This window comes from Kitasatospora sp. NPDC058115 (genome assembly GCF_042884635.1).
In the GTDB taxonomy this organism is placed as follows: domain Bacteria; phylum Actinomycetota; class Actinomycetes; order Streptomycetales; family Streptomycetaceae; genus Kitasatospora.
The window spans coordinates 1-25,916 of the sequence record NZ_JBHVTL010000017.1 but is presented as its reverse complement, the minus strand read 5'-3'; the positions used below and the strand labels follow the sequence as shown (position 1 = coordinate 25,916).

At 74.3% G+C, this 25,916-nt stretch carries 23 protein-coding genes and 2 tRNA genes; 13 read left to right on the top strand and 12 right to left on the bottom strand.

What is annotated here, in order from left to right; genetic code table 11:
• Positions 1-112 precede the first annotated feature (112 nt).
• Positions 113-1,489, top strand: coding sequence for a nitrate/nitrite transporter (locus tag ACFVVL_RS19235; RefSeq protein WP_387676711.1), 1,377 nt, complete (start codon positions 113-115; stop codon positions 1,487-1,489).
• Between the two features lie 51 nt (positions 1,490-1,540).
• On the opposite strand, the gene ACFVVL_RS19230 is transcribed toward ACFVVL_RS19235, so the two are convergent.
• Complete coding sequence (locus ACFVVL_RS19230) at positions 1,541-2,362, bottom strand: maleylpyruvate isomerase family mycothiol-dependent enzyme (protein WP_380295070.1); 822 nt, start codon at positions 2,360-2,362, stop codon at positions 1,541-1,543.
• 173 nt (positions 2,363-2,535) lie between these two features.
• Between ACFVVL_RS19230 and ACFVVL_RS19225 the strand changes: the two genes are divergently transcribed.
• From ACFVVL_RS19225 to ACFVVL_RS19215, 3 genes are all read left to right on the top strand, one after another.
• On the top strand, positions 2,536-3,333 hold the full coding sequence (locus ACFVVL_RS19225; RefSeq protein WP_380295069.1) for a carbon-nitrogen family hydrolase: 798 nt from the start codon (positions 2,536-2,538) through the stop codon (positions 3,331-3,333).
• A gap of 202 nt (positions 3,334-3,535) precedes the next feature.
• A complete protein-coding gene (locus ACFVVL_RS19220) occupies positions 3,536-4,609 on the top strand; it encodes a GntR family transcriptional regulator (protein WP_387676706.1) in 1,074 nt (357 codons plus the stop codon).
• A 117-nt stretch (positions 4,610-4,726) separates the two neighbouring features.
• Entirely contained in the window at positions 4,727-5,374 is a 648-nt protein-coding gene (locus ACFVVL_RS19215) for a hypothetical protein (RefSeq protein ID WP_380295065.1), read from the top strand.
• A 68-nt stretch (positions 5,375-5,442) separates the two neighbouring features.
• Here the strand turns inward: ACFVVL_RS19215 and ACFVVL_RS19210 are convergent, their stop codons facing one another.
• Entirely contained in the window at positions 5,443-6,228 is a 786-nt protein-coding gene (locus tag ACFVVL_RS19210) for an SLATT domain-containing protein (protein WP_380295063.1), read from the bottom strand.
• Between the two features lie 470 nt (positions 6,229-6,698).
• On the opposite strand from ACFVVL_RS19210, the gene purD reads away from it, so the two are divergent.
• The 4 genes from purD to ACFVVL_RS19190 all read left to right on the top strand — a co-directional run bounded on the left by purD (position 6,699) and on the right by ACFVVL_RS19190 (position 12,920).
• Positions 6,699-7,946: a phosphoribosylamine--glycine ligase gene (gene purD / locus ACFVVL_RS19205; RefSeq protein ID WP_380295061.1), complete on the top strand. Its 1,248-nt coding sequence runs from the start codon at positions 6,699-6,701 to the stop codon at positions 7,944-7,946.
• A gap of 625 nt (positions 7,947-8,571) precedes the next feature.
• Positions 8,572-10,146, top strand: coding sequence for a hypothetical protein (locus tag ACFVVL_RS19200; protein WP_387676702.1), 1,575 nt, complete (start codon positions 8,572-8,574; stop codon positions 10,144-10,146).
• Between the two features lie 228 nt (positions 10,147-10,374).
• Complete coding sequence (locus ACFVVL_RS19195) at positions 10,375-11,913, top strand: N,N-dimethylformamidase beta subunit family domain-containing protein (RefSeq protein WP_380295058.1); 1,539 nt, start codon at positions 10,375-10,377, stop codon at positions 11,911-11,913.
• Positions 11,914-12,020: 107 nt separating this feature from the next.
• A complete protein-coding gene (locus tag ACFVVL_RS19190; protein WP_380295056.1) occupies positions 12,021-12,920 on the top strand; it encodes a phosphoribosylaminoimidazolesuccinocarboxamide synthase in 900 nt (299 codons plus the stop codon).
• Positions 12,921-12,951: 31 nt separating this feature from the next.
• On the opposite strand, the gene ACFVVL_RS19185 is transcribed toward ACFVVL_RS19190, so the two are convergent.
• The 7 genes from ACFVVL_RS19185 to ACFVVL_RS19155 form a co-directional block, all read right to left on the bottom strand.
• Positions 12,952-13,572 carry a response regulator gene (locus ACFVVL_RS19185; protein WP_380295053.1) on the bottom strand — a complete coding sequence of 207 codons (621 nt, stop codon included), beginning with the start codon at positions 13,570-13,572 and terminating at the stop codon, positions 12,952-12,954.
• Between the two features lie 26 nt (positions 13,573-13,598).
• Entirely contained in the window at positions 13,599-14,825 is a 1,227-nt protein-coding gene (locus ACFVVL_RS19180; protein WP_387676696.1) for a sensor histidine kinase, read from the bottom strand.
• A gap of 120 nt (positions 14,826-14,945) precedes the next feature.
• Positions 14,946-15,779, bottom strand: coding sequence for an ABC transporter permease (locus ACFVVL_RS19175; RefSeq protein ID WP_387676693.1), 834 nt, complete (start codon positions 15,777-15,779; stop codon positions 14,946-14,948).
• On the bottom strand, positions 15,776-16,780 hold the full coding sequence (locus ACFVVL_RS19170; protein ID WP_387676690.1) for an ABC transporter ATP-binding protein: 1,005 nt from the start codon (positions 16,778-16,780) through the stop codon (positions 15,776-15,778). Before ACFVVL_RS19170 ends, ACFVVL_RS19175 begins: the two co-directional genes overlap by 4 nt.
• Positions 16,781-16,928: 148 nt before the next feature.
• Positions 16,929-17,004: transfer RNA gene (locus ACFVVL_RS19165), tRNA-Gly, on the bottom strand.
• Between the two features lie 40 nt (positions 17,005-17,044).
• Positions 17,045-17,117, bottom strand: a tRNA-Gly gene (locus tag ACFVVL_RS19160).
• A 132-nt stretch (positions 17,118-17,249) separates the two neighbouring features.
• Positions 17,250-17,567, bottom strand: coding sequence for an Lsr2 family protein (locus ACFVVL_RS19155; protein ID WP_030304494.1), 318 nt, complete (start codon positions 17,565-17,567; stop codon positions 17,250-17,252).
• A 468-nt stretch (positions 17,568-18,035) separates the two neighbouring features.
• Between ACFVVL_RS19155 and purS the strand changes: the two genes are divergently transcribed.
• From purS to ACFVVL_RS19135, 4 genes are read left to right on the top strand one after another with little or no spacing between them, the layout of a single operon-like run.
• Positions 18,036-18,290 carry a phosphoribosylformylglycinamidine synthase subunit PurS gene (gene purS / locus ACFVVL_RS19150; protein ID WP_030304493.1) on the top strand — a complete coding sequence of 85 codons (255 nt, stop codon included), beginning with the start codon at positions 18,036-18,038 and terminating at the stop codon, positions 18,288-18,290.
• On the top strand, positions 18,287-18,964 hold the full coding sequence (gene purQ, locus ACFVVL_RS19145) for a phosphoribosylformylglycinamidine synthase subunit PurQ (protein WP_380295045.1): 678 nt from the start codon (positions 18,287-18,289) through the stop codon (positions 18,962-18,964). The genes purS and purQ overlap by 4 nt, the downstream gene beginning before the upstream one ends.
• Complete coding sequence (gene purL, locus ACFVVL_RS19140; protein WP_380295043.1) at positions 18,964-21,219, top strand: phosphoribosylformylglycinamidine synthase subunit PurL; 2,256 nt, start codon at positions 18,964-18,966, stop codon at positions 21,217-21,219. The genes purQ and purL overlap by 1 nt, the downstream gene beginning before the upstream one ends.
• A gap of 38 nt (positions 21,220-21,257) precedes the next feature.
• On the top strand, positions 21,258-22,070 hold the full coding sequence (locus tag ACFVVL_RS19135; RefSeq protein WP_387676685.1) for a sterol carrier family protein: 813 nt from the start codon (positions 21,258-21,260) through the stop codon (positions 22,068-22,070).
• 51 nt (positions 22,071-22,121) lie between these two features.
• Here ACFVVL_RS19135 and ACFVVL_RS19130 read toward each other — a convergent pair whose 3' ends face one another.
• From ACFVVL_RS19130 to fbaA, 3 genes are all read right to left on the bottom strand, one after another.
• The gene (locus ACFVVL_RS19130) at positions 22,122-23,093 is read right to left on the bottom strand and encodes a DUF3152 domain-containing protein (protein ID WP_387676682.1); all 972 of its coding nucleotides are present in this window, start codon (positions 23,091-23,093) and stop codon (positions 22,122-22,124) included.
• A 186-nt stretch (positions 23,094-23,279) separates the two neighbouring features.
• Entirely contained in the window at positions 23,280-23,693 is a 414-nt protein-coding gene (locus tag ACFVVL_RS19125) for a DUF3151 domain-containing protein (RefSeq protein ID WP_350559147.1), read from the bottom strand.
• Positions 23,694-23,750: 57 nt separating this feature from the next.
• On the bottom strand, positions 23,751-24,773 hold the full coding sequence (gene fbaA / locus ACFVVL_RS19120) for a class II fructose-bisphosphate aldolase (RefSeq protein ID WP_380298393.1): 1,023 nt from the start codon (positions 24,771-24,773) through the stop codon (positions 23,751-23,753).
• 365 nt (positions 24,774-25,138) lie between these two features.
• Here fbaA and ACFVVL_RS19115 point away from each other — a divergent pair, with 365 nt between their 5' ends.
• Positions 25,139-25,861: a DedA family protein gene (locus ACFVVL_RS19115; RefSeq protein ID WP_380298395.1), complete on the top strand. Its 723-nt coding sequence runs from the start codon at positions 25,139-25,141 to the stop codon at positions 25,859-25,861.
• Positions 25,862-25,916: the final 55 nt, after the last annotated feature.

Genomic DNA, 25,916 nt, shown 5'->3' with positions numbered 1-25,916 from the left:
TCCGGTCCGCCCCGGGTCCGTTCCGGGCCCCCGGGCGGACCGGATGGTTCGTACCCGTCCCCCTGACCCTGCCCTGTCCGTCCAATGATGGGATGACTAATCTGGGGCCACTATGACCGTGGAGCCCGCCAGTTCAGTCCGCCCCCTGTCCGCCCCCGCTCCCCGTGCCGGCGCCGGCCCCGCCACCGGCCCCTCCGCCGCCCACCACCCACCGGGTGGCCGGGCCGCCTGGCTCGCCTGGTCCATCGGCGTCAGTGTCTACGTCCTGGCCGTCATCCACCGCACCAGCCTCGGCGTCGCCGGGCTGGACGCCGCCGACCGCTTCGGCATCGGCGCCTCCGCGCTCTCCACCTTCTCGATCCTCCAGGTCCTCGTCTACGCGGCCATGCAGATACCCGTCGGCCTGCTGGTCGACCGGTTCGGACCGCGCCGGGTGCTGCTGCTCGGCGTCGTCCTGCTCAGCGCCGGCCAGCTCGCCTTCGCCTTCTCCGGCTCCTTCGGCCCCGCGCTCGCCTCCCGGGCCGTGCTCGGCTGCGGTGACGCGATGACCTTCATCAGCGTGCTGCGGATCGCCGCCCGCTGGTTCCCCGCCGCCAAGAACCCGCTGGTCGCCCAGCTGACCGGCCTCGCCGGGATGAGCGGCAACCTGGTCACCACCGTCGTCCTCGCCCAGGCCCTGCACAGCGAGGGCTGGACGCCCACCTTCACCGCCATCGCCCTGCTGGGCGTCGCGGTGTTCGCCCTCGTCGCGCTCTTCCTGCGGGAGGCGCCGGACGGGCCGGCCGAGGCGGTGGCACCCGCCGGGCGGCCCCGGCCCGGCATCGGCCGGCAGGTCCGGGAGACCTGGCGGGAGCCGGGCACCCGGCTGGGCCTGTGGATCCACTTCACCACCCAGTTCCCGGGCAACGCCTTCGGCCTGCTCTGGGGCCTGCCCTACCTCGTCGAGGCCCAGGGCATGACCCGCGCCGCGGCCGGCGGGCTGCTGACCCTGCTGGTGCTCTCCAACATGAGCTTCGGCTTCCTCTTCGGCCGCGTCCTGTCCCGCACCGCCCGGGCCCGGATGCCCATCGTGCTCACCGTCATCGGCGCCACCGCGCTGCTGTGGGCGGTGGCGCTCGCCTGGCCCGGCGGCCACCCGCCGCTGTGGCTGCTGGTCGCGGTCGTCCTGGTGATGGGCAGCAACGGCCCCGCCTCGCTCGTCGGCCTCGACTACGCCCGCGCCCGCAACCCCGTCGAACGCCTCGGCACCGCCTCCGGCATCGTCAACATGGGCGGCTTCATCGGCACGATGATCACCCTCTTCGGCATCGGCGTCCTCCTGGACGCCCTCACCCCGGACGGCACCGGCAGCTACGCGGCGAGCGCCTTCCGCTGGGCGTTCTGCTGGCAGTACGTCCCGCTGGTGGTGGGCACCCTGATGATCCTCCGGCTCCGGAAGAAGCTCGCGGCGGCCCCGGCACGGGGCTGCCGGCCCGCGGACGCGCGGTGACCACCGGTGAGGCCGGTGGTCACCGCGCGCCGTCGGCGCCGGCCGGGTCCGTCACGGGGTGACGGAGAAGTTGGCCAGGACGCGGTCGGCCAGCTCCCGGTCCCCCTCGACGGTCACCGGGCCCGGGCGGCCGCGGCCGCAGGCGAGGCGGACGTAGGTCTCCCAGTCGAGGGTGAGCTGGACGTCGGGCGCGATGCTGACGGATTCGTCGACGGTGCCGCGCCCGGCGGAGTCCACCCGCACGGTGCGCAGGAACTCGACGGGGCCGGTGACGTCGACGACCAGCGCGGTGCCCGCCGGGGCGCCGGCCTGGTGGGCGACGGCCTTCGGCAGGGCCTGCAGCAGGACGTCGCGGGCGACCAGGGCCCCGGGGGAGTCGAGGTTGCCGGGGGCGCCCAGGGCGCGGCGGAGGTCCTGCTCGTGCACCCAGACGTCGAAGGCGCGCTGGCGCAGCAGTTCGTAGTACTTGATCTCGCCGCCCTGCGGGCCGCCCGGCCGGCGGACCGGCTCGTTGGGCATCTGCTTGGCGTTCCGCAGCGCGCGGGAGCGGCGGATGATCGTGTACTCCAGCTCGCTGGTCATCTCCAGCGCGGTGTGGCAGCGGCGCTTGTCGACGGGCAGTTCGAGGTAGCGGGCGGCCTCGGTGGTGACGTGGCGCAGGTCGCGGGGGAGGGAGTGGATCGGGCGCGGGTCGCCGAGGAGCTCGGACTCGACGGCGATCACGTGCGAGACGATGTCGCGGACGGACCAGCCGGGGCACTCGGTGGCCCGGTTCCAGGAACCCTCGGGCAGCGGGGTCACCAGTTCGGATATCGCCTCGATGGACCGGGTCCACGCCTCGGTGTAAGCCTGCACGGTCTGGTTGTCCGTCACGGGAATCTCCGGCCCTCCGTCAGCTGCCTTGCCACGCGTGCCCGCGGGTTCCTGGGCGGCCGGGTTGTCCGGCTTCCCGGCGCACACGCTAACCGCACGTTACGCTGCCGGGAGAGAGCAGGGCAGCGCTTTCGGGTGACGATCGTAGGACTCTTGCCGTGGACGGTGGTACTGTGCGCGCTTCATTGATCCAACTCGTGGTCTCCGACGCCGAGCCCCCGGCCGAGCGGCGGGCCCGTGCGGCCGCCCTGGTGCGGGCGCAGCGGGGGGCCGACCTGGTCGTCCTCCCGGAGCTGTGGCCGCTCGGGGGGTTCGCCCACGACCTCTGGTCGGACGGTGCGGAGGCCCTGGACGGGCCGACCTCGGACGCGATGGCGGCGGCCGCCCGCGCGGCGGGGGTCTGGCTGCACGCCGGTTCGATCGTCGAGCGCGATCCGGACGGGCCGATCTACAACACCTCGCTGCTGTTCGCCCCGGACGGCGAGCTGGTGCACACCTACCGCAAGATCCACCGCTTCGGCTTCGACAGCGGCGAGGCGGTGGTGATGGGCGCCGGGCAGGAGATCGTCACCGCGGCCACCGACGTCGGCACGCTGGGCCTGGCGACCTGCTACGACCTGCGGTTCCCGGAGCTGTTCCGGGCGCTGCTGGACGCGGGCGCGCAGGTGCTGGTGGTGCCGGCGGCCTGGCCGGAGCGGCGGCGGGAGCACTGGACGCTGCTGAACCGGGCGCGCGCGGTGGAGGAGCAGGCCTACGTGCTGGCCTGCAACACGGCGGGGACGCACGGCGGGGTCGAGCAGGCCGGCCACAGCATCGCGGTGGACCCGTGGGGCCGGGTGCTGGCCGAGGCGGGGGCGGGGGAGGAGGTGCTGACCGTGGAGTTCGACCCGGCGGAGGTCGCGAAGGCGCGTGCCGAGTTCCCGGTGCACCGGGACCGCCTGCTGGGGATCCCGGCGCCGGTCCAGCGCTGACGGGGCGGTTCGGAGAGCGGTCGGGAGGGCGGTCGGGAGGGCCGGGACGAGGGGGCGGGACGAGGGGGCGCGCCGGGACGTATGGGGGGCTTGTACACGTCGGTGTCCTTTTTGAGAAGATGAGCCCCCGTCGTGTTACCAGCCCGTACGTCGCCGGTCTGTCCCCGTCAGGCCGTCCAGCCCGCCCGAGGAGGTCGCGCGCATGTTCGGCACCGACGCGGGCGACCCCCGCCCCGTCATCCAGCGCAACAGCCTGCGCGAGCAGATAGCCGGCGCGCTGCGCGAGGAGATGATGGCCGGCCGGCTGGCGGCCGGGCGGAACTTCACCGTCAAGGAGATCGCCGAGCTGTACGGCGTCTCGGCGACCCCGGCCCGGGAGGCCCTGGTCGACCTCTCGGCGCAGGGGCTGCTCCGGGCCGAGCACCACCGCGGCTTCACCGTTCCCGAGTTCGGCTGGGACGACTTCCGGGAGATCTTCGAGTCCCGGGTGCTGATCACCGACAGCTACTTCCGGCGGCTGGCCGTCGAGGCCGGCCGGCACGACGACAGCCGGATGAGCTCGCTGCGCCGCCGGGCGGACGCGGCGCTGCGGGCGTCCCGGGCGGGGAACCTGGACGTCATGGTGGGCTGCGACCGCCGGTTCTGGCAGGAGGTCGGCGGGCTGCTCGGCAACCGCCGGATCGCCGAGTACCTGGACTGGCTGCGGGTGCAGTCGTGGATGTTCGCCGCGCGCTACCTGCGGACGCTGCCCGAGCTGGCCGGGGTCTGCTGGGACGGCCACCTCGACCTGGTGGACGCGATCGAGGCGCGCGACGTGCCGCGCGCCCACCGGATCATCTGCGAGTACGACCTCTTCACCGCCGGGCTGCTGGCCGAGCTGGCCGGCCAGCCGGTCGAGTCGGTGGGGGTGCTGCCGCTGCTGACCGGGCACGCGTCCGCCGCGCCGGGCGGCCAGGACGCCGCGGCCGCGCCGCCCGACGCCCCGGGGGACGCCGCGCCGGGGAAGACCGGGGCGGGCACCGGTCCCGGCGCCGCCGAGGCGCCCGGTCCGGGGGAGCCCGCCCGACCGGCGGAACCGGGCCGCGCGGGCGGCGGCGCCCGGGGGCGGGACCGCGAGATCGGCCGCGAGCTGGGCCGCGAACTGGGCCTGGGGCTCGGCCTGGTGCCGCAGCCGCGCGCGGTGCCGTACGGGCGGTTCGGCCGCCGGCCGGCCGGCTCGCCGCCGGACCAACTGCCCGGGGGACGGCCCGATCCGCATCGCTCGCCGGGCCGGTAGGGTGGGCGGTCGTCCGTCCCGGCCGCCCGTCGTACCGGCCGTCCGGGCACCGACCCGCCCATCCGCCGTCCGCCGCCGCGCGGCCGGTCCCCCGCGTCCGGAGAGGAAGAGCCGGCCATGGCCTGCGACCTCTGGCTCGTCCCGCTGGTGGACGTTCTGAGCCACAGCCCCGACAACCCCTTCCGGGACGACCTCGCGCTCTACAACCAGGTGCTGGCCTCCCGCGGGCTGCCCGAGATGCCGGTGTACCGGTACGTGCCGGGGCTCAGCGGGGCGGTCGAGCCGATAGCCGCGTTCGACTACGACTCGCTGCACTTCCTGCGCCGGGCCTACCTGCTGGGCCTGACCGGCCTGGACATCACGCCGGTGGACGCGCTCGGCGGCGACTACGAGCAGCTGCTGGAGATGTTCGAGAGCAGCGCCGAGCAGTCGCACCTGGTCTGGCACTTCGACCACGCCGGCGCCTACGTGCCGATCGAGTTCGCCGCCCCGCTGGTGGAGGAGTCGCTGCTCGCCGCGGGCGGCCCGCTCGGCTCCAGCCACGGGCTGCTGCGCGAGCTGCAGGCCGTCGCCCCGGCGCTGGGCATCGACCCGCTCGCCCCGCCGGCGCCGACCAGGCCGCTCGGCCCGACCGGCCTGGAGCAGCCGTTCGGCCCGCCGCTGGACGACCTGCACCCGTTCGCCCGGGAGCGGCACGCCTGGGCGGGCCTGTACGCGGCGGCGACCCGGAGCCTGCACCAGGGCTCCATGATCGTCTTCGCCTGAGCCTCCCGGGCCCCCGTGGCCCTCCGGAGCCCCCGGGCCGCCCGTTCCCGGGCCCGCCGCGCCCCTCCCTACCGCAGCGGGCCCTCCGGCGGCCGCTGGCGCGGCATGGTGGGCCTGGTCCCCGGCGGCGGCAGCACCCGCACCTGGGCACCGACGCCCGGCTCGCTGCGCCCGCCCCAGCTGCCGGCGGCCTGGGTGGGCAGCCGGGTCATCCCGGCCCGGAACTCCAGCATCCACTCCGAGGTCTCGGTGCGGACCATGTCCGAGACGTCCTCGCAGAACCGCCGCAGCACCCCGAGGCACCGCTCGGCGGCCTCGCCCGCGGTGCCCTCGGTGGGGCCGAGCACCTCCCGGACGCACTCCGAGGCCCAGTCGAACTGGAAGGCCTCCAGCCGGCGCTGCAGCGCCTGCCCGGTGGAGACGTCGCGCATCCAGCCGGAGGTCAGCCCGAACACCCGGTCCGCGCCGTAGCAGCCGGCGGCCAGCGCCAGCCCCACGAAGCCCCAGTCGGTGGCGTGGGAGACGGTCCCGGTGAGGCCGACCAGCGGCGCGGTGACCCCGCCGGCCGCGAAGCCGGCCGAACCGAACCGCAGCAGCCGGGCCCAGCGGCGCTTCCAGACCCGGTCCCTGCGGTACCACTCGATGGCCTCGACCGCCCGCTCCTCGGACCAGCGGTACAGCTCCTCCAGCCGCTCGGCGGGCTCGCCCCAGTCCCCCAGGGGGAACTGTCTGGTGCTCAGATCGGACCGGCGACGGGTGGAGGCCCGGCGCGCCACGGTCGTGGCGGGCTGGTCCTCCTCGCCGATCTCCTTGCCCCAGGCACTCTCCTCGGGCTGCATTTCCGGCTGGCTCACCTGTGGGGCTCCCTGTGGCGGGCGGACTGCTGGTCTGGCTGGTTCCGACTCTGCGCGGACCGACGTGTCCACGGCCTGACGGCTCGTGGAACGACGGACAACGCGGCGGCCACACCGCCGTTCCGGGGCGTTCCGCGGGTGCCCGGGGCGGCGTCACCGACGGCTGCCGGTGGTGGTCCAACAGCACTTCTTACCGCCAAATGGCTTACCGTGTGGGCGCTTCGCCAATGATCGTTACCGGATTCGGCCAATGGATCCCGAGGTGGGAGGGTTGCGGCGGTCGGCGGGATTTCACCCGTCCGAGCGAGGGTTCGGTGACCCGCTGTCCTGACCCGGACACCGCACGGCGATCATCGGCTCCCGGAGCTGGAGGTTCCTCCGAGGCCGTGCGTGTACCGGACCCCCGCGGCTGTCTCTTCCTACGGGACCGGAGAGCGGCCGGAACCGGCCACCGGCTACCCTTGCCCAGCGTGAAGGTCCTCGTCATCGGCGGCGGCGCCCGCGAACACGCCCTGTGCCGCTCTCTGTCCCAAGATCCCGCCGTGACCGAGCTGCACTGTGCCCCGGGCAACGCCGGGATCGCACAGGTGGCGACGGTCCACCCGGTCGACCAGCTGGACGGCGCGCAGGTCACCGCGCTCGCCGGCGGGCTCGGCGCCGAACTGGTCGTGGTCGGCCCGGAGGCCCCGCTGGTCGCGGGCGTCGCCGACGCCCTGCGCGCGGCCGGCGTCGCGGTGTTCGGCCCGTCCGCCGAGGCCGCCCGGCTGGAGGGCTCCAAGGCGTTCGCCAAGGACGTCATGGCCGCCGCCGGGGTGCCCACCGCCCGCTCCTACGTCTGCACCACGCCCGCCGAGGCCGCCGAGGCGCTGGACGCCTTCGGCGCCCCGTACGTGGTCAAGGACGACGGCCTGGCCGCCGGCAAGGGCGTCGTGGTCACCTCCGACCGCGACGAGGCGCTGGCCCACGCCGCCGCCTGCGGCCAGGTGGTGATCGAGGAGTACCTGGACGGCCCCGAGGTCTCGCTGTTCGCGATCACCGACGGCACCACCGTCCTGCCGCTCCAGCCGGCCCAGGACTTCAAGCGCGCCCTGGACGGCGACCAGGGCCCCAACACCGGCGGCATGGGTGCCTACTCGCCGCTGCCTTGGGCGCCCGAGGGCCTGGTCGAGGAGGTCCTGGAGACCGTCCTGCAGCCGACCGTGGACGAGCTGCGCCGCCGCGGCACCCCGTTCTCCGGCCTGCTCTACGCGGGCCTGGCGCTGACCTCGCGCGGCACCCGGGTCATCGAGTTCAACGCCCGCTTCGGCGACCCGGAGACCCAGGTCGTGCTGGCCCGGCTGCGCACCCCGCTGGCCGGCGTCCTGCACGCCTCGGCGACCGGCACGCTGGACCAGCTGGAGCCGCTGCGCTGGGACGAGGGCGCCGCGGTCACCGTGGTGATCGCCGCCGAGGGCTACCCGGCGGCGCCGCGCACCGGCGACCCGATCGAGGGCCTGGCCGAGGCGGAGGCCGCCGACGGCACCGCCTACGTGCTGCACGCCGGGACCAGGGCGGCCGAGGACGGCCGGGTGCTCAGCGCGGGCGGCCGGGTGCTGTCGGTCACCGCGACCGGTGCCGGGCTCGCCGAGGCGCGCGAGCGGGCCTACCGGGCGGTCGAGCGGATCTCGCTGCCGGGCGGCCAGCACCGCGGCGACATCGCGCTGAAGGCCGCGCAGTAGCGGCCGCGCACCCCCCTCATCCCCCTCCGGGCCCCCGGCGAGCGATCCGCGCGCCGGGGGCCCGGGCGTTCCCGGCCCGGGTGCGACCCCCGGCGCACCCCGCGCACCCCCGCGAGCGCCGCGGACAACCCCCATGGACGCAGCCCCGCCCGGCGTTTCGGGGGCCGGGCGGGCCGGAGCAGCTCAGGGCGCAGGCACACCGTTCGGCGGCCGGAATCCAGCCCATCGAGTGACAGCGGCCGCATCCGGCTGACGTAACCGGGTGCCCGGCCTTATGGTGCGCTGGACCACGGCACCACAGGTCGGGCCGCTACCGCCCGCCGCCGGGTAGCGGCGGTCGCGCGGGGGGATGCTGGACGGCGTCCGGCCGGACCGGACACGCCCGGGCCGTCCGACACCGCCCCGGGGGGTCGTCCGGAATCCGGGCGGCGTCACCGGGACGAGTGGTACCGGGGCGATCCGGAACACCCACCCGGACACGGGCGTCGAAAATGTCAGAAGCGCCACGCAGCATGGACGACCGGGGCTCGGCCGCCGCCGTTTCCCGGTCGGAACTGATCGTTTCGAATCGGCTCAGGGGCCCGTCGCCGGGCGCCCGAGGGCTCCGAAGGGGGTGCCGCACCGTATGGCCGCTGTCGACACCGCGCGCGCTCACGCCCAGGCGGTCCTGCGCATCCGGGGACTCGCCCTGGCCGCCGCCGCACTGCCCGCCGCCGCCGCGGTGGTGCTGCTCGCCGGCCGGTTCACCGGCCGGCTCGGCGCCCCCGGCTCCCCCGACGCCGCCGGCTGGGACGCCGCCCGCTGGACGGTCTGCGCGGTGGCCGCGCTCACCCTGCTGGTGGCCGGAGCGGCCGCCCGCCGGTACCGCCGGGCCGTCCCGCCGCAGACCCCGGCCGTCCCGCTCGGCCGCACCCAGGCCCCCGAGCTGTACCGGCTGATCGACGACCTGGCCGACCGGCTGGAGGTCCCCGCGCCGTCCGCCGTGGCGCTCACCCCGGACTGCGACAGCTGGCTGGAGGACGTCCCCGCGCCCCGGCCCCGCCGCCGGGCCCGCGGCGACGGCGGGGAGCCGCCCGCGCCGGTCCTGGTGATCGGCTCGCCCTTCCTGTGGTGGATGCGGGCCGGCGAGCTGCGCGCCCTGCTCGCCCCGGTGGTGGCCGGGACCGCGCCCGCCGCCGACCCCGACATCGCCGCCGCCCGCCGCTTCCTGCGGGCCCTGGACGCCAGCCTGGACGACGGCCCGGTCCCCGCCCCGGCCGGTGCCCCCGGCGGCCCGCGCCCGTCCCGGCGCGGCCCGGCCGCGCTGACGGACCGGATCACCGACCGGATCACCCGCCGGCTGCTCGGCGTCTGCCGCGAGCACGCCGCCGAGCTGGAGCGGTCCGTCGCAGGCTGGGCCTCCGAACAGGCCCGCGGCGTCGACTACGGCCTGCGGATCGCCGCCCAGGAGCAGGTCGGCCTCGCCTACGCGGGCTGGGACCGGCTGCTCACCCGGGTCGCGCTGCCCGCCTGGCGGCTCGGCCGGCACCCCGCGCACCTCAACGCGGGCGTGGCCGCCGCGCTCACCGAACTCTCCCGGCGCGACCGGCTGGCCGACGGCTACGGCAGCCGGCTCGGCGACCGCCCGGCCTGCGACCTGCTGGAGGAGCCCGGCGCGGTGGACGCCGCGGTCTCCCGGCTCGCCGCCGAGCTCTTCTTCGGCGCGCCCGCCTCCGGCGGCTGGCGCGAGCTGGAGTGGACCGACTACCCGGCCGAGGTGGTGGACGCCGGCTGGCGGGCCCGCGCCGCCGCCCTGCAGTCCGCCCTGGACCTGCTCGCCCCGCAGTCCCGCCCCGGCGCCCCGACGCTGACCCGGCTGCTGGGCCGGCTCGCCGACGGCGACGGCGAGCGGCTGGCCGCCGCGCTCGCCGCCCGGCCGGCCCGCACCGCCGCGCCCGCCCCGCTGCTCGAACCGGTCCGCACCGGGCGGGACGTGCTGGTCGAGCACGTCACCGCGATGGTCTGCTGCGCCGCCGTGGACACCGCGGGCGCCGTCCCCGGGCTGGACTGGCTGGACGGACCGGTGCTGCTGCTCGGCGGGGTCCGCCGCACCGACCTCGCCGAACCGGTCGCCCAGGCCGTGGAGCAGGGCCAGGACGGGCCGCTGCGGGCGTGGCTGGACGCCGCCGACGTCCGGCTGGAGAAGCCCGTCCGGCTCTGACCGGCGCCCCCGGGAGGGGCGCGAACCCCCTCCGCGAGCGCCCCCGGCCGGACCGGCCGCCCCGGGTCTTCGCAGGCCGGAGGCCCTCCCCCCGGCGGGCCGCAAGATTCCCGCCACTAGTTGCTACCGTAGGGTGACGCAGCGCCAGCACGGTGTGGTGTATTTGTCCGCACGCACATGCGGGAGGCACATGCCGGCCCGGCGGAGGTGCACCTGGGAGGGGCGCGCGTGGGGACCGAAGTCAACCGCCGCTGGGAGTCCGGGACGCACGCGCACAGCGTCTCCGACCCCTTCGGCCAGGGCCCGCTGCCCTGGCTGCGCAGCCCGGACCAGTACCTCGCCGGTACCGAGGGCGACGTCCCCTGGTACGTCTCGGTGGACGCCCCCGGGCAGCGCCCGCTCGCCGCCGGGGTGCGCGGCAAGCCCCCGGTCGGCACCCCGCTGAGCGCCAACGACGAGGAACAGCAGATCAAGGGCTTCGCCTCGGCCGGCGTGGTGCGCCCCGGCGGCTCGGTGGACCTGCGGGTCACCGTCAACCCGCCCCGCGAGTTCACCGTCGACGTCTACCGGATCGGCCACTACGCGGGTGACGGCGCCCACCACATGACGTCGAGCCCGCTGATCGCCGGCATGGTCCAGCCCGCCCCGATGGTGGCCGGCCGGACCGTCTCCTGCCACCACTGGTGGCACACCTGGCGGCTGCAGATCCCCCGGCACTGGCGGCCCGGCGCGTACGTCGCCGTGCTCACCACCGCCGACATGCTGCACCGCAGCCACATCCCCTTCACCGTCCGCGACCTCGACGACCACGCCCGCGCCGCCGAACTGCTGCTGGTGGTCCCCGACGTCACCTGGCAGGCGTACAACCTCTTCCCCGAGGACGGCCGCAGCGGCGCCAGCCTCTACCACGCCTGGGACGGCGGCCTGCTGGTCGGCGAGACCGAGGCGGCCGTCACCGTCTCCTTCGACCGCCCGCACGCCACCGCCGGGCTCCCGCTGCACGTCGGCCACGCCTACGACTTCATCCGCTGGGCCGAGCGCTACGGCTACGACCTCTCCTACGCCACCGCCACCGACCTGCACGCCGGACTGGTCGACGCCTCCCGGCACCGGGCACTGGTCTTCCCCGGCCACGACGAGTACTGGTCCGAGCCGATGCGCCGCGCCGTCGAGGGGGCCAGGGACGGCGGCACCTCGCTGGTCTTCCTCTCCGCCAACACCATGTACTGGCGGGTCGAACTGAGCCCGGGACCGTCCGGCGAGCCCAACCGGATGCTCAACTGCCGCAAGCGCCAGAAGGTCCGTCCCGACAACCCGGCCGCCGGGGCGCCCGGCGCCGCCAGCGCGCTGTGGCGCGACGCGGGCGAGCCGGAGCAGCACCTGCTCGGCCTCCAGTACTCCGGCCGGGTCGCCACCGCCGTCCCGCTGGTCGCCCGGCACACCGCGCACTGGTTCTGGGCCGGCACCGGCCTCCAGGAGGGCGACGGCCTGCCCGGACTGGTGGCCGGCGAGGCGGACCGCTACTTCCCCAAGGTCGCCCTGCCCGGGCACACCGAGCGGGTGCTGCTCGCCCACTCCCCGTACCAGGACCCGGCCGGGCGCACCCGCTACCAGGAGACCTCGCTCTACCGGGCGCCCAGCGGCGCCCACGTGTTCGCCGCCGGCACCTTCGCCTGGTCGCCCGCGCTGGACCGCCCCGGCCACACCGACGAGCGGATCCAGCGCGCCACCGCCAACCTGCTGGACCGCCTCTGCAAGAACGGCTGAACGGCCCTCGGACCGGCGCGCGCGGGTGGTCATGACAGACTCGACCCCAGTGACCTCCCCTTTCGCGCCGCACCGCCCGCGAACGACCCCTGAGGACTGAGACGACCTTGAGCGGATTTGTCACCAAGCCCGAGCCGGTCCAGGTGCCCGGCCTGGTCCACCTGCACACCGGCAAGGTGCGCGACCTGTACCGCACCGAGTCGGGTGACCTCGTGATGGTCGCCAGCGACCGCACCTCCGCCTACGACTGGGTGCTGCCCAACGAGATCCCGGACAAGGGCCGGATCCTCACCCAGCTCTCGCTGTGGTGGTTCGAGCGGATCGCGGACATCGTGCCCAACCACGTGATCTCCACCGAGGTCCCGGCCGGCGCCCCGGCCGACTGGAAGGGCCGCACCCTGGTCTGCCGCAGCCTGGACATGGTCCCGGTGGAGTGCGTGGCCCGCGGTTACCTCGCCGGCTCCGGCCTGGAGGAGTACCGCGCCTCCCGCACCGTCTGCGGGATCGCCCTGCCCGAGGGCCTGGACGACGGCTCCGAGCTGCCCGCCCCGATCTACACCCCGGCGCTCAAGGCCGAGGTCGGCGAGCACGACGAGAACGTCCCCTACGAGGAGACCGCCCGCCGGATCGGCGCGGAGCTGGCCGCCCAGCTGCGCCAGACCACCCTGGCCGTCTACTCCCGGGCCCGGGACATCGCCCGCGAGCGCGGCATCATCCTGGCCGACACCAAGTTCGAGTTCGGTCTGCTGGACGGCGAGCTGGTGATCGGCGACGAGGTGCTGACCCCGGACTCCTCGCGCTTCTGGCCGGCCGACGCCTGGGAGCCGGGCCGTCCGCAGCCGTCCTTCGACAAGCAGATCGTCCGCGACTGGCTGACCTCCCCGGCCTCCGGCTGGGACCGCCGCAGCGAGCAGCCGCCGCCGCAGCTGCCCGCCGAGGTGACCGAGCGGGTCCGCGCCAAGTACGTCGAGGCCTACGAGCGGCTGACCGGCCTCAGCTGGGCCTGAGGCCCCGGCGGAGCGCCCGCGGACCCGGCGGTCAGATCCAGCCGTGTTCGCGGGCGATCCGCACCGCCGCGTGCCGGTTCTCCGCGCCCAGCTTGGCCGCGGCCGCGGACAGGTAGTTGCGGACGGTGCCCTGGGAGAGCGCGGCCCGCTCGGCGATCTCGGCGACCGAGGTGCCGTCCGCGGCGAGCTCCAGCACGTCCGTCTCACGCGGGGTCAGCGGGCTCTCCCCGGCGGCGATCGCGTCCGCCGCCAGCTCCGGGTCCACGTACCGGCCGCCGGCCCGCACGGTCCGGATGATCCCGGCGAGGTCGGCCGCCGAGACGGTCTTCGGCAGGAAGCCCCGGACGCCCACCTCCAGCGCCCGCTTCAGGTACCCCGGGCGGCCGTGGCCGGTGACGATCATGCAGCGGCAGTCCGGCAGCAGCGCGCGCAGGCTGGTGGCCACCTCGATGCCGTCCAGGCCGGGCATCTGCAGGTCGAGCACCGCGATGTCCGGCCGGTGCGCCTGGGCCATCGCCACCGCCTCCGGGCCGGAGGCGGCCTGGGCGACCACCGCGATGTCCTCCTCCAGCGCGAGCAGCGCGGCCAGCGCGCCGCGGATCAGGTGCTCGTCGTCGGCGAGCAGGACGCGGACGGGCGCGGTGTCGGTCATCGGCGGGGCCTTCCGTACGGCGGTTCTCAGAGCGGGACGCTGGCGAGCAGCCGGAAGCTGCCGGGTGCGGCCTGCGGGAGGGTCAGCTCGCCGTCGTGGGCGGCGAGCCGCTCGCGCAGTCCGCGCAGGCCGGTGCCGCTGCCCTGGGAGGGCAGCGGCACGGCCGGCACCCCGTCATTCTCCAGCTCCAGCACCGCCCGGCCGTCCTCCTTGCGCAGCCGGATCGCGCAGCGGGCCGCCTCGCTGTGCCGCAGGACGTTGGTGGTGGCCTCGCGGATCACCCAGCCGAGCACCGACTGGACCTGCGCCGGCAGCCGGTCGGCGTCCTCGCCGAGGTCGATCTCGCAGGCCACGTCCGCGGAGCGGAGCACCGCGCGGGCGCCGATCGCCTCCGCGTGGAGGTCCGCCGTGCGGTAGCCGCGGACCACGTCGCGGACCTCGCGCTGGGACTCCTGGGCGATCTGCTGCACCTCGGCCATCTGGTCGGCGGCCTCCGGACGGCCGCGCCGGGCCAGCTGGACGGCCAGCTCGCTCTTCAGGGCGATGGTGGTGAGGTTGCGGCCCATCACGTCGTGCAGGTCGCGGGAGAACCGCAGCCGCTCCTCGGCGACGGCCAGCCGGGACTGCGCCTCGCGGGCGGCGTCCAGCTCCCAGACCACCGACTGGAGCCAGGCGAAGCTGCGGCAGCTGCACCCGATGAAGAACATCACCAGCGCGCAGCCGGTCAGGAGCCCCAGGCACGTCCCCGGGGTGGCGCCGGTCAGCAGCATCGCGGGGAGGACGGCCAGCAGGCCGGCGGCCCCGGCGAGGGCGGCCCGGCGCGGGGGCAGCCCGACCGAGGCCGGACCGAAGGCGGAGAACAGGATGGTGGTGGTGACCGGGAGGGTGAAGACCACGGACTCCGTGCCGGAGGCCGCGCCGACCCGGGGGCCGAGCAGCAGCACCGCCCAGCTGCCGGCCACCGCGACGCCGCCGGCGAGGGCGAGCCAGCGCAGGTGGTCGGTGGGCCGCTTCAGGTAGTGGTCCAGCGAGGTGCGGTAGGCCCGCAGGGTGACCAGGGTCTGCGCGAATCCGAGCAGCAGGGCGACCCGGGCGGCCGGGTGGGTCCGGTAGTCCGGGTCGGACAGGTTGATCAGCAGTCCGATCGGCAGCGGGGCGAGCGCCATCAGGTAGAGCGACCAGCGGAGGTAGAGCTCCGAGCGCTGGGGCTTGGAGGAGCTCTTCCACGCGCGCACCGGATTCGCGACGCCCATCTGTCCTGCTCCCCGTTCGATCATGATCGTGCTGCTGCCTTCCTATCAGAGGTGGAGCAGGGGTGTGGACCTTAGGTTCGAAAAGAACCGGGCCGCCCGTGCGGGCGGCCCGGGGCCGGGTCAGCGGCGCGGCTCCCAGCGGAAGTAGCGGACGGCGCCCCAGACCGCGAGGGCGAGCCAGATGGAGCCGGTGACCAGGTGCGGGGCGGCGGTGGCCCAGGTGCCGGCGAAGCCGGTCGGGGCGGCGGAACCGTCGGTGCCGAACCAGCCGACCCGGACCAGCTGGAAGGCCGGGGTGGTGGGCAGCAGCCGGCAGATGTCGGCGAGCCGGTCGGGCATGACCTCCAGCGGGATGAACAGGCCGGAGCCGAACTGGGTGAGCAGCAGGACCGGCATGGTGGTGATGCCGGAGCTCTCCACGGTGCGGGTGAAGGCGCTGGAGACGGCGGCCAGCGCCATCAGGGTCGCGACGACCAGGGCCAGGCCGACGGCCAGCAGGACCGGGTTGGCCGGGGCGGTGAGGTCCAGGGCGGTGGCGCCGACGACGCCGATCACGGTGCACATCACCAGGGCCAGGCCGACCGAGGGGACGGCGGTGCCGGCCAGGATCTCCAGGTCCCGGGCCTCGCCGGTGCGCAGCCGCTTGAGCACCAGCTCGCCGCGGCGGGCCACGTAGGCGGCGGTGAGGTTGTAGTAGACGACGAACGCCAGCACCATCCCGACCGCGCCGTTGACCAGCAGCGAGTCGACGTCGAGGCCGGGGTTGCCCTCGGCCTGCTGGGTGAGCACGTTCTGCAGGCCGAAGATCAGGAGGAGCGGCAGCAGCACGGCGGTGAACAGGGCGGTCCGGTTGCGCAGCAGCAGGATGCCCTCGGCCCGGCCCAGGGCGAGCAGCCGGCGGACGGTGGTGCTCTTCGGCCCGGTGGTGGTGGCGGTGGCGGTGGCGGTGGTCATCGGGCGAGTCCGATCAGCTTGCGGCGGGCGGGGGGAGCGGCGGGGGAGTCGGCCGGGGGCTGGTGGGCGGCCTCGGCGGCGATGGCCAGGAAGGCCTGCTCCAGCGAGGCGCTGCGGGCGTCGAGGGCGCCGAGGGCGATGCCGTGGTGGCCGGCCCAGCCGAGCAGGTCGGTCAGCGTCGCCTGGAGGTGCGGCGTGCGGACGGTGACCTTGCGGCCGTCGGCGGTGACGGTGGCCCCGGCCAGCGGCGGGATCGAGACGCCGGTGAACTCGGGCAGCTCGAAGGAGATCTGCGACGGCCGCCCGGCGATCACCTCGGCCACCGTGCCGGCGGCGACGATCCGGCCGCCGTGCATGATCGCCAGCCGGTCGGCGAGCTCCTCGGCCTCCTCCAGGTAGTGCGTGGTGAGCAGCACCGTGGTGCCCTGGGCGCGCAGCTCGCGGACCAGCCGCCAGACGGCGGCGCGGGCCTCCGGGTCGAGGCCGGTGCTCGGCTCGTCCAGGAACAGCACCTCGGGCCGGCCGAGCAGGGCCATCGCGAGGTCGAGGCGGCGGCGCTCGCCGCCGGAGAGCTGCTTGACCCGGACGTCGCGGCGGTGGCCGAGGTCGACCAGCTCCAGGGCCTCGTCCAGCGGGCGGGCGTGGCTGGTGGCGCCGGCCCAGGCCCGGCCGGTCTCGGCGACGGTGAGGTCGCCGGGGAAGCCGCCCTCCTGGAGCATGATGCCGATCCGGGAGCGGACGGCGGCGCGCTCGCGGTACGGGTCGCGGCCGAGCACCCGGACCCGGCCGTCGGTCGGGGCGGCGAGGCCCTCGATCAGCTCCATGGTGGAGGTCTTGCCGGCCCCGTTGGTGCCCAGCAGGGCGAAGAGCTCACCGCGGCCGACGGTCAGGTCGACGCCGCGGACGGCGTGGTAGCGGCTGCTGCCGGTGCCGTAGTGGCGGTGCAGGCCGGTGACCTCGATCACGTCGTCGCCGGTGCGGTGGGGCTGGCTCGTTTCCATGCCTCAAGCCTCCCGTCGCCGGGCGGCCGGGGGCAGTGCGCGGCCTCATGAGAACCCGGTGCGGATCCACGGGTCCGCGATGACAAATGTCATGGGGCGGGAGGGGAAAACGCCGAAGGGCCCTCTCGATCGAGAGGGCCCTTCGTACTGGAGCGGACGACGAGATTCGAACTCGCGACCCTCACCTTGGCAAGGTGATGCTCTACCAACTGAGCCACGTCCGCAGGGTGGAACTATGCAATTGTGCTGTGCTCGCGCACTGCGAGCGGACGACGAGATTCGAACTCGCGACCCTCACCTTGGCAAGGTGATGCTCTACCAACTGAGCCACGTCCGCACGGTGCCTGGTGGGGCACCGGCCGCCTTCCCGGATCTCTCCGTTGCGGCGACGAGGAATACTCTACAGCATCCGAAGGGGTGGTCGTCCCGCCGCTCGGGCGCGGGCGGGACGACCGGTGCCCGCGGGTGTTCAGTTCGCCTCGGCGAACGCCTCGTACACGTGCTTCGGGATCCGGCCGCGGGCCGGCAGCTCCATGCCGCGGGACTGGGCCCAGGCGCGCACGGCGGCCGGGTCCGGGGTGAGGGCGGTGCGCCGGAAGGACTTCCCGGTGCGGCTCTGGCGGCGGCCGGCGGCGACGAACGGGGCGAGGGCCTCCCGCAGCTTTTCCGCGTTGTCCACGGACAAATCGATCTCGTACGACTTCCCGTCCACGCCGAAGTGGACCGTTTCCGCGGCGGCGCCGCCGTCCAGGTCGTCGGAGAGCGTGACAACTACACGCTGAGCCATGGGTGTCAATCCTCTCGGGCAATTCGGCCGACAAGGACGCGGGCGCGCCCCCGGGCCTGATGTGCACCTATCGCGCGGGTGCATACGGGCAGGCCGGATGGCCGTGCCGGATACGCAGCACTCGCCGCGGCAGGTGGCCCTATTCTGCACCCGAAGCGGGGAGAAATCGAAGAGTCCGGCTTTCTTTTCCGGATATTCACGTGTCTTCGCCGGGGCGCCGGATACCGGGTGCACCCGGCTGGCCGATCTGTCCGGAGTGCCGGTATTCGGGTGCTCTTCGGCCGTTCCCGCGGGGGCCGCGGAATCCGGCGAAAAGGGGCGTACGGCGGGGGGTCCCGGGGGGACGCGGGCCTTGCGGCGTAAGGGTCGTGGGTCTACGCGCGTCACTACGCCCGGCCAGCAATCCTGCCCGAAACCCCCGGTAGTCTGGAGTTCCCCCGCCTCACGAAGACACCACCGGGAGTGCCAGTGGCACGCGTCGTAGTCGACGTCATGCTCAAGCCGGAGATCCTCGACCCCCAGGGACAGGCGGTGCAGCGCGCACTGCCCCGTCTCGGATTCACCGGGATCGCCGACGTCCGCCAGGGCAAGCGTTTCGAGCTGGAGCTGGAGGGCCCGGTCGATGACGCCGCGCTCGCCCGTATCCGCGAAGCCGCCGAGACCTTTCTCGCCAACACCGTGATCGAGGACTTCACGGTCCGCGTCGAGGAGGAGGGCAAGTGACCACCCGCGTCGGCGTCGTCACTTTCCCCGGCTCCCTCGACGACCGCGACGCCCAGCGCGCGGTCCGCCTCGCCGGCGCCGAGCCGGTCGCGCTGTGGCACCGTGACAAGGATCTCCACCAGGTCGACGCGGTCGTCCTGCCGGGCGGATTCAGTTACGGCGACTATCTGCGCTGCGGCGCGATCTCCCGCTTCTCGCCGGTGATGGAGACCGTCATCGAGCAGGCCAGGGCGGGAATGCCGGTTCTCGGTATCTGCAACGGCTTCCAGGTGCTGTGCGAATCGCACCTGCTGCCCGGCGCGCTCACCCGCAACGACTCGCTGCACTTCGTCTGCCGCGACCAGAAGCTGCGGATCGAGAACAGTGGCACCGCCTGGACCCGCGATTACGCGGCCGGCCAGGAAATCGTCGTCCCGCTGAAGAACGGTGAGGGCCGCTTCGTCGCCGACGAGCACGTCCTCGACGAGCTGGAGGCCGAGGGCCGGGTGGTCGCCCGTTACCTCGACGTCAACCCCAACGGTTCGTACCGCGACATCGCCGGCATCACCAACGCCGCCGGCAATGTCGTCGGCCTGATGCCGCACCCCGAGCACGCCGTGGAGCCGCTCACCGGTCCCACCACCGAGGGCCTGGGCTTCTTCACGTCCGTCCTGAAGCAGCTGGTGAACGCCTGATGAGCCTCGACACCGTCAAGAACGCCGAGCAGACCCCGGACGCCGCCCAGCCGTGGGCCGAACTCGGCCTCAAGCAGGACGAGTACGCGCGCATCCGGGAGATTCTCGGCCGCCGCCCGACCGGCGCGGAACTCGCGATGTACTCGGTCATGTGGTCGGAGCACTGTTCGTACAAGAGCTCCAAGGTCCACCTGAAGCAGTTCGGCGAGAAGAAGCCCGAGACGGACGCGATGCTCGTCGGCATCGGCGAGAACGCCGGTGTGGTCGACGTCGGCCAGGGTTACGCGGTCACCTTCAAGGTCGAGTCGCACAACCACCCGTCGTACATCGAGCCCTACCAGGGCGCGGCCACCGGCATCGGCGGCATCGTCCGCGACATCCTGGCGATGGGCGCCCGCCCGGTCGCCGTGATGGACCCGCTGCGGTTCGGGGCGGCCGACCACCCCGACACCCGGCGCGTGCTGCCCGGGATCGTCGCGGGCATCGGCGGCTACGGCAACTGCCTGGGCCTGCCGAACATCGGCGGCGAGGTCGTCTTCGACTCCTGCTACCAGGGCAACCCGCTGGTCAACGCGCTGTGCGTGGGCGTCATGAAGCATGAGGACATCCACCTCGCGCAGGCCTCCGGCGCCGGCAACAAGGTCATCCTCTACGGTGCCCGCACCGGCGGCGACGGCATCGGCGGCGTCTCGGTGCTCGCCTCCGAGACCTTCGACGACAGCAAGCCGGCCAAGCGCCCGGCGGTCCAGGTCGGCGACCCGTTCCAGGAGAAGCTCCTCATCGAGTGCACCCTGGAGATCTTCCGCGAGAAGCTCGTCAAGGGCATCCAGGACCTCGGCGGCGCCGGGCTCTCCTGCGCCACCTCCGAGCTGGCCTCGGCCGGCTCCGGCGGCATGCGGATCGACCTCGACACCGTGCACCTGCGCGACCACACGCTCTCGCCGGAGGAGATCCTCATGAGCGAGTCGCAGGAGCGCATGTGCGCCATCGTCGAGCCGGAGAAGGTCGCCCGCTTCCTGGAGATCTGCGAGAAGTGGGACGTCATCGCGAACGTCATCGGTGAGGTCACCGACGGCGAGCGGCTGGAGATCTACTGGCACGGCGACCTCGTCGTGGACGTGCCGCCGCGCACCGTCGCCCACGAGGGCCCGACCTACCAGCGCCCGTTCGCCCGCCCGAGCTGGCAGGACGCGCTGCAGGCCGACGCCCCGACCGCCGAGCGGCTGGCCCGCCCGGCCACCGGTGAGGGCCTGAAGGCCGACCTGCTGAAGGTCGCCTCGCACCCGAACCAGGCCTCCAAGTCCTGGATCACCGACCAGTACGACCGGTACGTGCTCGGCAACACCGTGCTCTCGCACGGCGAGGACTCGGGCATGATCCGGATCGACGACGAGACCAACCTCGGCGTCTCGGTCGCCACCGACGGCAATGGCCGCTACACCAAGCTGGACCCGTACACCGGTGCCCAGCTGGCCCTCGCCGAGGCGTACCGCAACGTCGCGGCCGGCGGTGCCAAGCCGCTCGCCGTCTCGGACTGCCTCAACTTCGGCTCCCCCGAGGACCCGGACGTGATGTGGCAGTTCGCCGAGGCGACCCGCGGTCTGGCCGACGCCTGCCTGACCCTGGGCACCCCGGTGACCGGCGGAAACGTCTCGCTGTACAACCAGACCGGCGAGGTCGCCATCCACCCGACCCCGGTGGTCGCGGTGCTCGGCGTCATCGACGACGTCACCCGCCGCACCCCGGTGGCCTTCGCCGAGGAGGGGCAGCTGCTCTACCTGCTCGGCGACACCGCGGACGAGCTGGGCGGCTCGGCCTGGTCGCAGGCGGTCCACGAGCACCTGGGCGGCCTGCCGCCCGAGGTCGACCTGGAGCGCGAGCGGCTGCTCGGCGAGATCCTGATCTCCGGTTCGCGCGACGGCATGATCGACGCCGCGCACGACCTGTCCGACGGCGGCCTGGGCCAGGCCCTGGTGGAGAGCTGCCTCAAGGGCGGCCGGGGCGCGCGGATCGTCGTGCCCGAGGGCATGGACCCCTTCGTGTTCCTGTTCTCCGAGTCGGCCGGCCGCGCCGTGGTGGCCGTGCCGCGCAGCGAGGAGCTCCGGTTCAACGACATGTGCACCGCGCGGGGCCTGCCGGCCACCCGGATCGGTGTGGTCGACGGTGACGCCCTGGACGTCCAGGGCCAGTTCACCGTCTCGCTGGCGGAGCTGAAGGACGCCCACACCGGCGTCATCGAGGCCCTGCTCGGCTGATCCGCCGTCCGACGGCCCCCGGGCGTATGTTGGGGGCCATGCCTGCCAAGTCCCGTACCTACCGGCCCGCCACGGTGCACGCCGCGCTGGTGGCGCAGATCGAGGCCCTGCGCGCGGCCGTCCACCGGCTGACCGCCGCCGAACTGGAACGGCCGACCCGGCTGGGGCAGTGGCGGGTGCGGGAGCTGGTGGCCCATCTGGGCCTGCTGCTGGAGCGGCTGCCCGGGCACCTGGACGCCCCGGTGCCGCCGGCGCCGCCGATCACCCTGTCCCGGTTCACCGAGCTGACCGGGACGGTCGCCGAGGCGGTCGACACCGATGTGACCGGGTACGCCGCACAGGAGTTCACCGGCCCGCCCGGGCAGGTGGCCGCCCGCTTCGAGCGCGCGGTGGCCGCCGCCCTGGCCGCCCTGGCCGCCGTGGCGGACGCCGCCCCGGTGCGGCCGGTGGCGATGCGCTTCGGCCCGATGCCGCTCACCGAGTTCCTGGTGACCCGGCTGGTCGAGACGGTGGTGCACGCCGACGACCTGGCCGACGCGCTCGGCCCGGAGCCGTTCCCGCACGACCGGCAGGCGGTGGCCGCCGTCACCAGGATGCTCGCCGACGCCTTCGCGGAGCGGGTGCCCGGCGGCGCGGTCGAGCTGCGGGTGCCGCCGTACGCGGTGGTGCAGGCCGTCGAGGGGCCCCGGCACACCCGGGGCACCCCGCCGAACGTGGTCGAGACCGACCCGCTGACCTGGATCCGGCTGGCCACCGGGCGGGCCGGCTGGGAGGCGGCGGTCGAGGCCGTGACGGTGTCCGCGAGCGGCGAGCGCAGCGACCTGCGGGCGTACCTGCCGCTGCTCGGCTGACCGGGGAGGCGTCGCGGGTGTGTTCCGGTCACCGGCCCGGCGCGGGACGGCTCAGGGGACCGCGGGGCCGCTGAGGTAGCCGCCGTCGGTGCCGTACGGCCAGGCGTTGGGCGCGCAGCCCTTGAGCCCGTAGATCTGCTGCATCATCGCGGGCGCGGGCTTGCCGGGGCCGGGGCAGGTCTCGTGGCCGTGGCCGATCCGGTGGCCGACCTCGTGGTTGATCACCAGGGCCCGGTACTCGTCGATCGGGCCGTCGAACTGGGGTGAGCCGGTGGTCCAGCGCTTGACGTTGACCAGCACCTGGCTGCCGACGTTGCAGTTCACCTCGCCGTGGGTGTCGAGCCCGGCGGCGCCGCAGATCCGGTCCACGGTGGCGGGGGAGGCGATCTTCACGGTGAAGTCGTAAGCGCCGTCGGCGACCCGCTGGAAGCCGTTCTTCCGGTCGTTGGTCCAGCCGCGCCGGTCGGCCAGGATGCCCTGGATCTGCTGGGCGGAGGCCGCCGGGTCGATGCCGATGCCGTCCTCGACCTCGACCCGGTAGCGCCGGATCCGGCCCTTGCCGACCGGGTCGGCGGAGCCCGGGGCGACGGTGAAGGTGCCGGCCCCCTTGACGGGGGCGCCCTCCGCGCCGCCCGGCGACGGGGTGGCGGAGGGGGGCGCGGACGTCGGGGCGGCGGAGGCCGGGGTCGGGGCCGGGGCGGGCGCCGCCGGCGGCGGGGGCGGCGGGGTCGCGGACGGCGTCGCGGTGGCGGGCGGCGGCGTGGTGGCGCCCCCGGGCTGGGCGACCCGGGCTTGGGCGGTCCGGTCGCCGCCGGGCAGCGCGTCGGGGCGGTTCAGCACGAAGACGGTGCCGCCGAGGATCGCCACCGAGGTGACCAGGGCGGCGAGCATGCCGGGCCCGATCCGGCGGCGCGGCGGACGCCGGCGGCGGGAGGCCGCCGCCCGGGGGCGCGTCGCGGCCGTCGCCCGGCGTGCGGGGCCGGCGGCGGTGCGGGATCTGCGGGCGGGGCTGGGTGCGGGCACGCTGGGGCTCTCTGTCGACCGGTGGGGCCGCGAACCCTCGAACTGACGTGCGCTCCCCCTCGCGGGCCCACCCTGACATGGCGGAGTGGTGAATGTCCACGTACCCGGTATGCACGGAACGCACAGAAACCGCCCCCGATGCCCGTGTTCGGGCCCCGGGGGCGGTGTCAGCGGGTGGTCCGGGGGTCAGCCCAGAGTGGCGGCGGCGGTCGGCGAGCTGTCGCGCAGGAACTGCGTGCAGCGCTCCGCCTCCTCCTTCTCCTCGATCGCGGCGGCGGCCCGGCCGAGCGCGTGCAGCGCCCGCAGGAAGCCGCGGTTCGGCTCGTGCTCCCACGGCACCGGGCCGTGGCCCTTCCAGCCGCTGCGCCGCAGCGCGTCCAGACCGCGGTGGTAGCCGGTGCGCGCGTAGGCGTAGGACTCCACGACGCGGCCGGCCGCGAAGGCGTCGTCGGCGAGCTGGGCCCAGGCCAGCGAGGAGGTCGGGAACTTCGCCGCGACCTCGGCCGGGGAGGCGCCGCCGGCCAGCAGCTCCAGCGGAGCGGGCTCGGCGGGCAGGTGCGTCGGGGGCGGACCCCCGAGGAGGTTCTCGTGAATGGTCATGCCCCCCAGTGAACCACCGGGGGGCACGGACCCAGGACCTCGCGCGGGGCGCGGGCCTTACTTCAGGCGGTTGCCGGCCGAGCGCAGCTGCTGCGCGGCCTCGGCCACGCGGGTGGCCATGCCGGCCTCGGCCAGCTTGCCCCAGGTGCGGGGGTCGTAGGTGTTCTTCTTGCCGACCTCGCCGTCGACCTTCAGCACGCCGTCGTAGTTGGCGAACATGTGGCCGGCGACCGGGCGGGTGAACGCGTACTGGGTGTCGGTGTCCAGGTTCATCTTCACGACGCCGTTCTCCAGCGCGGTGGCGATCTCCTCGGTGGTGGAGCCGGAGCCGCCGTGGAAGACGAAGTCGAACGGGTCGGTCTTGCCGTACTGCTTGCCGATCGCGTCCTGCAGCTCGCGCAGCAGCTCCGGCTTCAGCACGACGTTGCCGGGCTTGTACACGCCGTGCACGTTGCCGAAGGAGGCGGCCAGCAGGTAGCGGCCCTTCTCGCCCAGGCCCAGCGCCTCGGCGGTGCGGACGGCGTCGTTGACGGTGGTGTACAGCTCGTCGTTGATCTCGTGCGTGACACCGTCCTCCTCGCCGCCGGTCGGGGTGATCTCGACCTCAAGGATGATCTTGGCGGCGGCGGCCTGGGCGAGCAGCTCCTGGGCGATCGCCAGGTTGTCGCTCAGGGTCTCGGCGGAGCCGTCCCACATGTGCGACTGGAAGAGCGGGTTCCGGCCCTTGGCCACGCGCTCGGCGGAGACCGCCAGCAGCGGGCGGACGTAGCCGTCCAGCTTGTCCTTGGGGCAGTGGTCGGTGTGCAGCGCGACGGTGACGTCGTACTTGGCGGCGACGATGTGCGCGAACTCGGCGAGCGCGACGGCGCCGGTCACCATGTCCTTGTTGTGCTGGCCGCCCAGGAACTCCGCGCCGCCGGTCGAGATCTGGATGATGCCGTCACTCTCGGCCTCGGCGAAGCCGCGGAGCGCGGCGTGCAGGGTCTGCGACGAGGTCACGTTGATCGCCGGGTAGGCGAACTTGCCCGCCTTGGCCCGGTCCAGCATCTCGTTGTAGACCTCGGGAGTTGCGATGGGCATGCGAATCCGCTCCTGTCGGGTTGCGGCGTACGGACGGTGCTGTCCGACGCTGTGTACGCCTTGTGACGACTCCGGGGTACCGGGGCCGGTGCGCGGCTCTGCGGTGCGGCGGACCGGTACCAAGGTTCGAGGCAGCGGCCGCGGTGCGGCGATGAGGGTGTTCGCCACTGCGGGCCGGACGCCGGTGCCATCTTCCCAGAATGCCCACCGGCTCCACCATGCGGCCCGCCTGTCGGGACGGCGGGCGCACGGCGCTCCGCGGAGGTGGGAGCGGGGTGGGACGAAGGGGTGCGACGAAAGGATGAGCGCCCGCTCGGCCCCGGGGGCGAAGCCCTCGTGAAGACGGGCCCGCTATCCTGCGCCGTGTGGACTACAACCAGCTGGCCGTCAATCTGCTCGACGCCAAATCACTGATCTCGTCCCTCGGTGCCATCGGGCTGATCGCGATCATCTTCGCGGAGACCGGCCTCCTGGTCGGGTTCTTCTTCCCGGGTGACTCGCTGCTCATCATCGCGGGCGTGGCCTCCTCCAGCGCCGCCTCGTCGGTGCTCGGCGACAACGCGCGGCTGCCGATCGCGGCCCTGCTGATCGGGGCCCCGATCGCGGCGATCGCCGGCGCCCAGCTCGGGCACCAGATCGGTGTGAAGGTCGGACCGAGGATGTTCGACAAGCCGGAGTCGAAGATCTTCAAGCGCGAGTACGTGCTGAAGGCCGAGGAGTACTTCAACCGCTTCGGCCCCGGCAAGGCCGTCGTGCTCGCCCGCTTCATGCCGATCGTCCGGACCTTCCTGAACCCGGTCGCGGGCACCCTGGAGATGCCGGCCAAGACCTTCTTCCTCTGGAACGTGGTCGGCGGCGTGCTGTGGACCGAGTCGATGCTGCTGATCGGCTACTTCTTCGGCGACGCGCTCGCCCCGGTGATCGACAAGTACCTGATCCCGGCGGTGCTGCTGATCGTGCTGCTCTCGATCTCGCCGATGATCTTCGAGGTGCTGCGCGAGCGCAAGAAGAAGAAGGCCGGCGGCGCCCAGGCCGCCGAAGGCGGCGAGGCCGTCCAGGCCGGCGGTGGCCGGCACCGGCGCGACTGAGCCCGCTCCCGCGAACGGCCGGGGCCCGGTGTGTTTCACGTGAAACACACCGGGC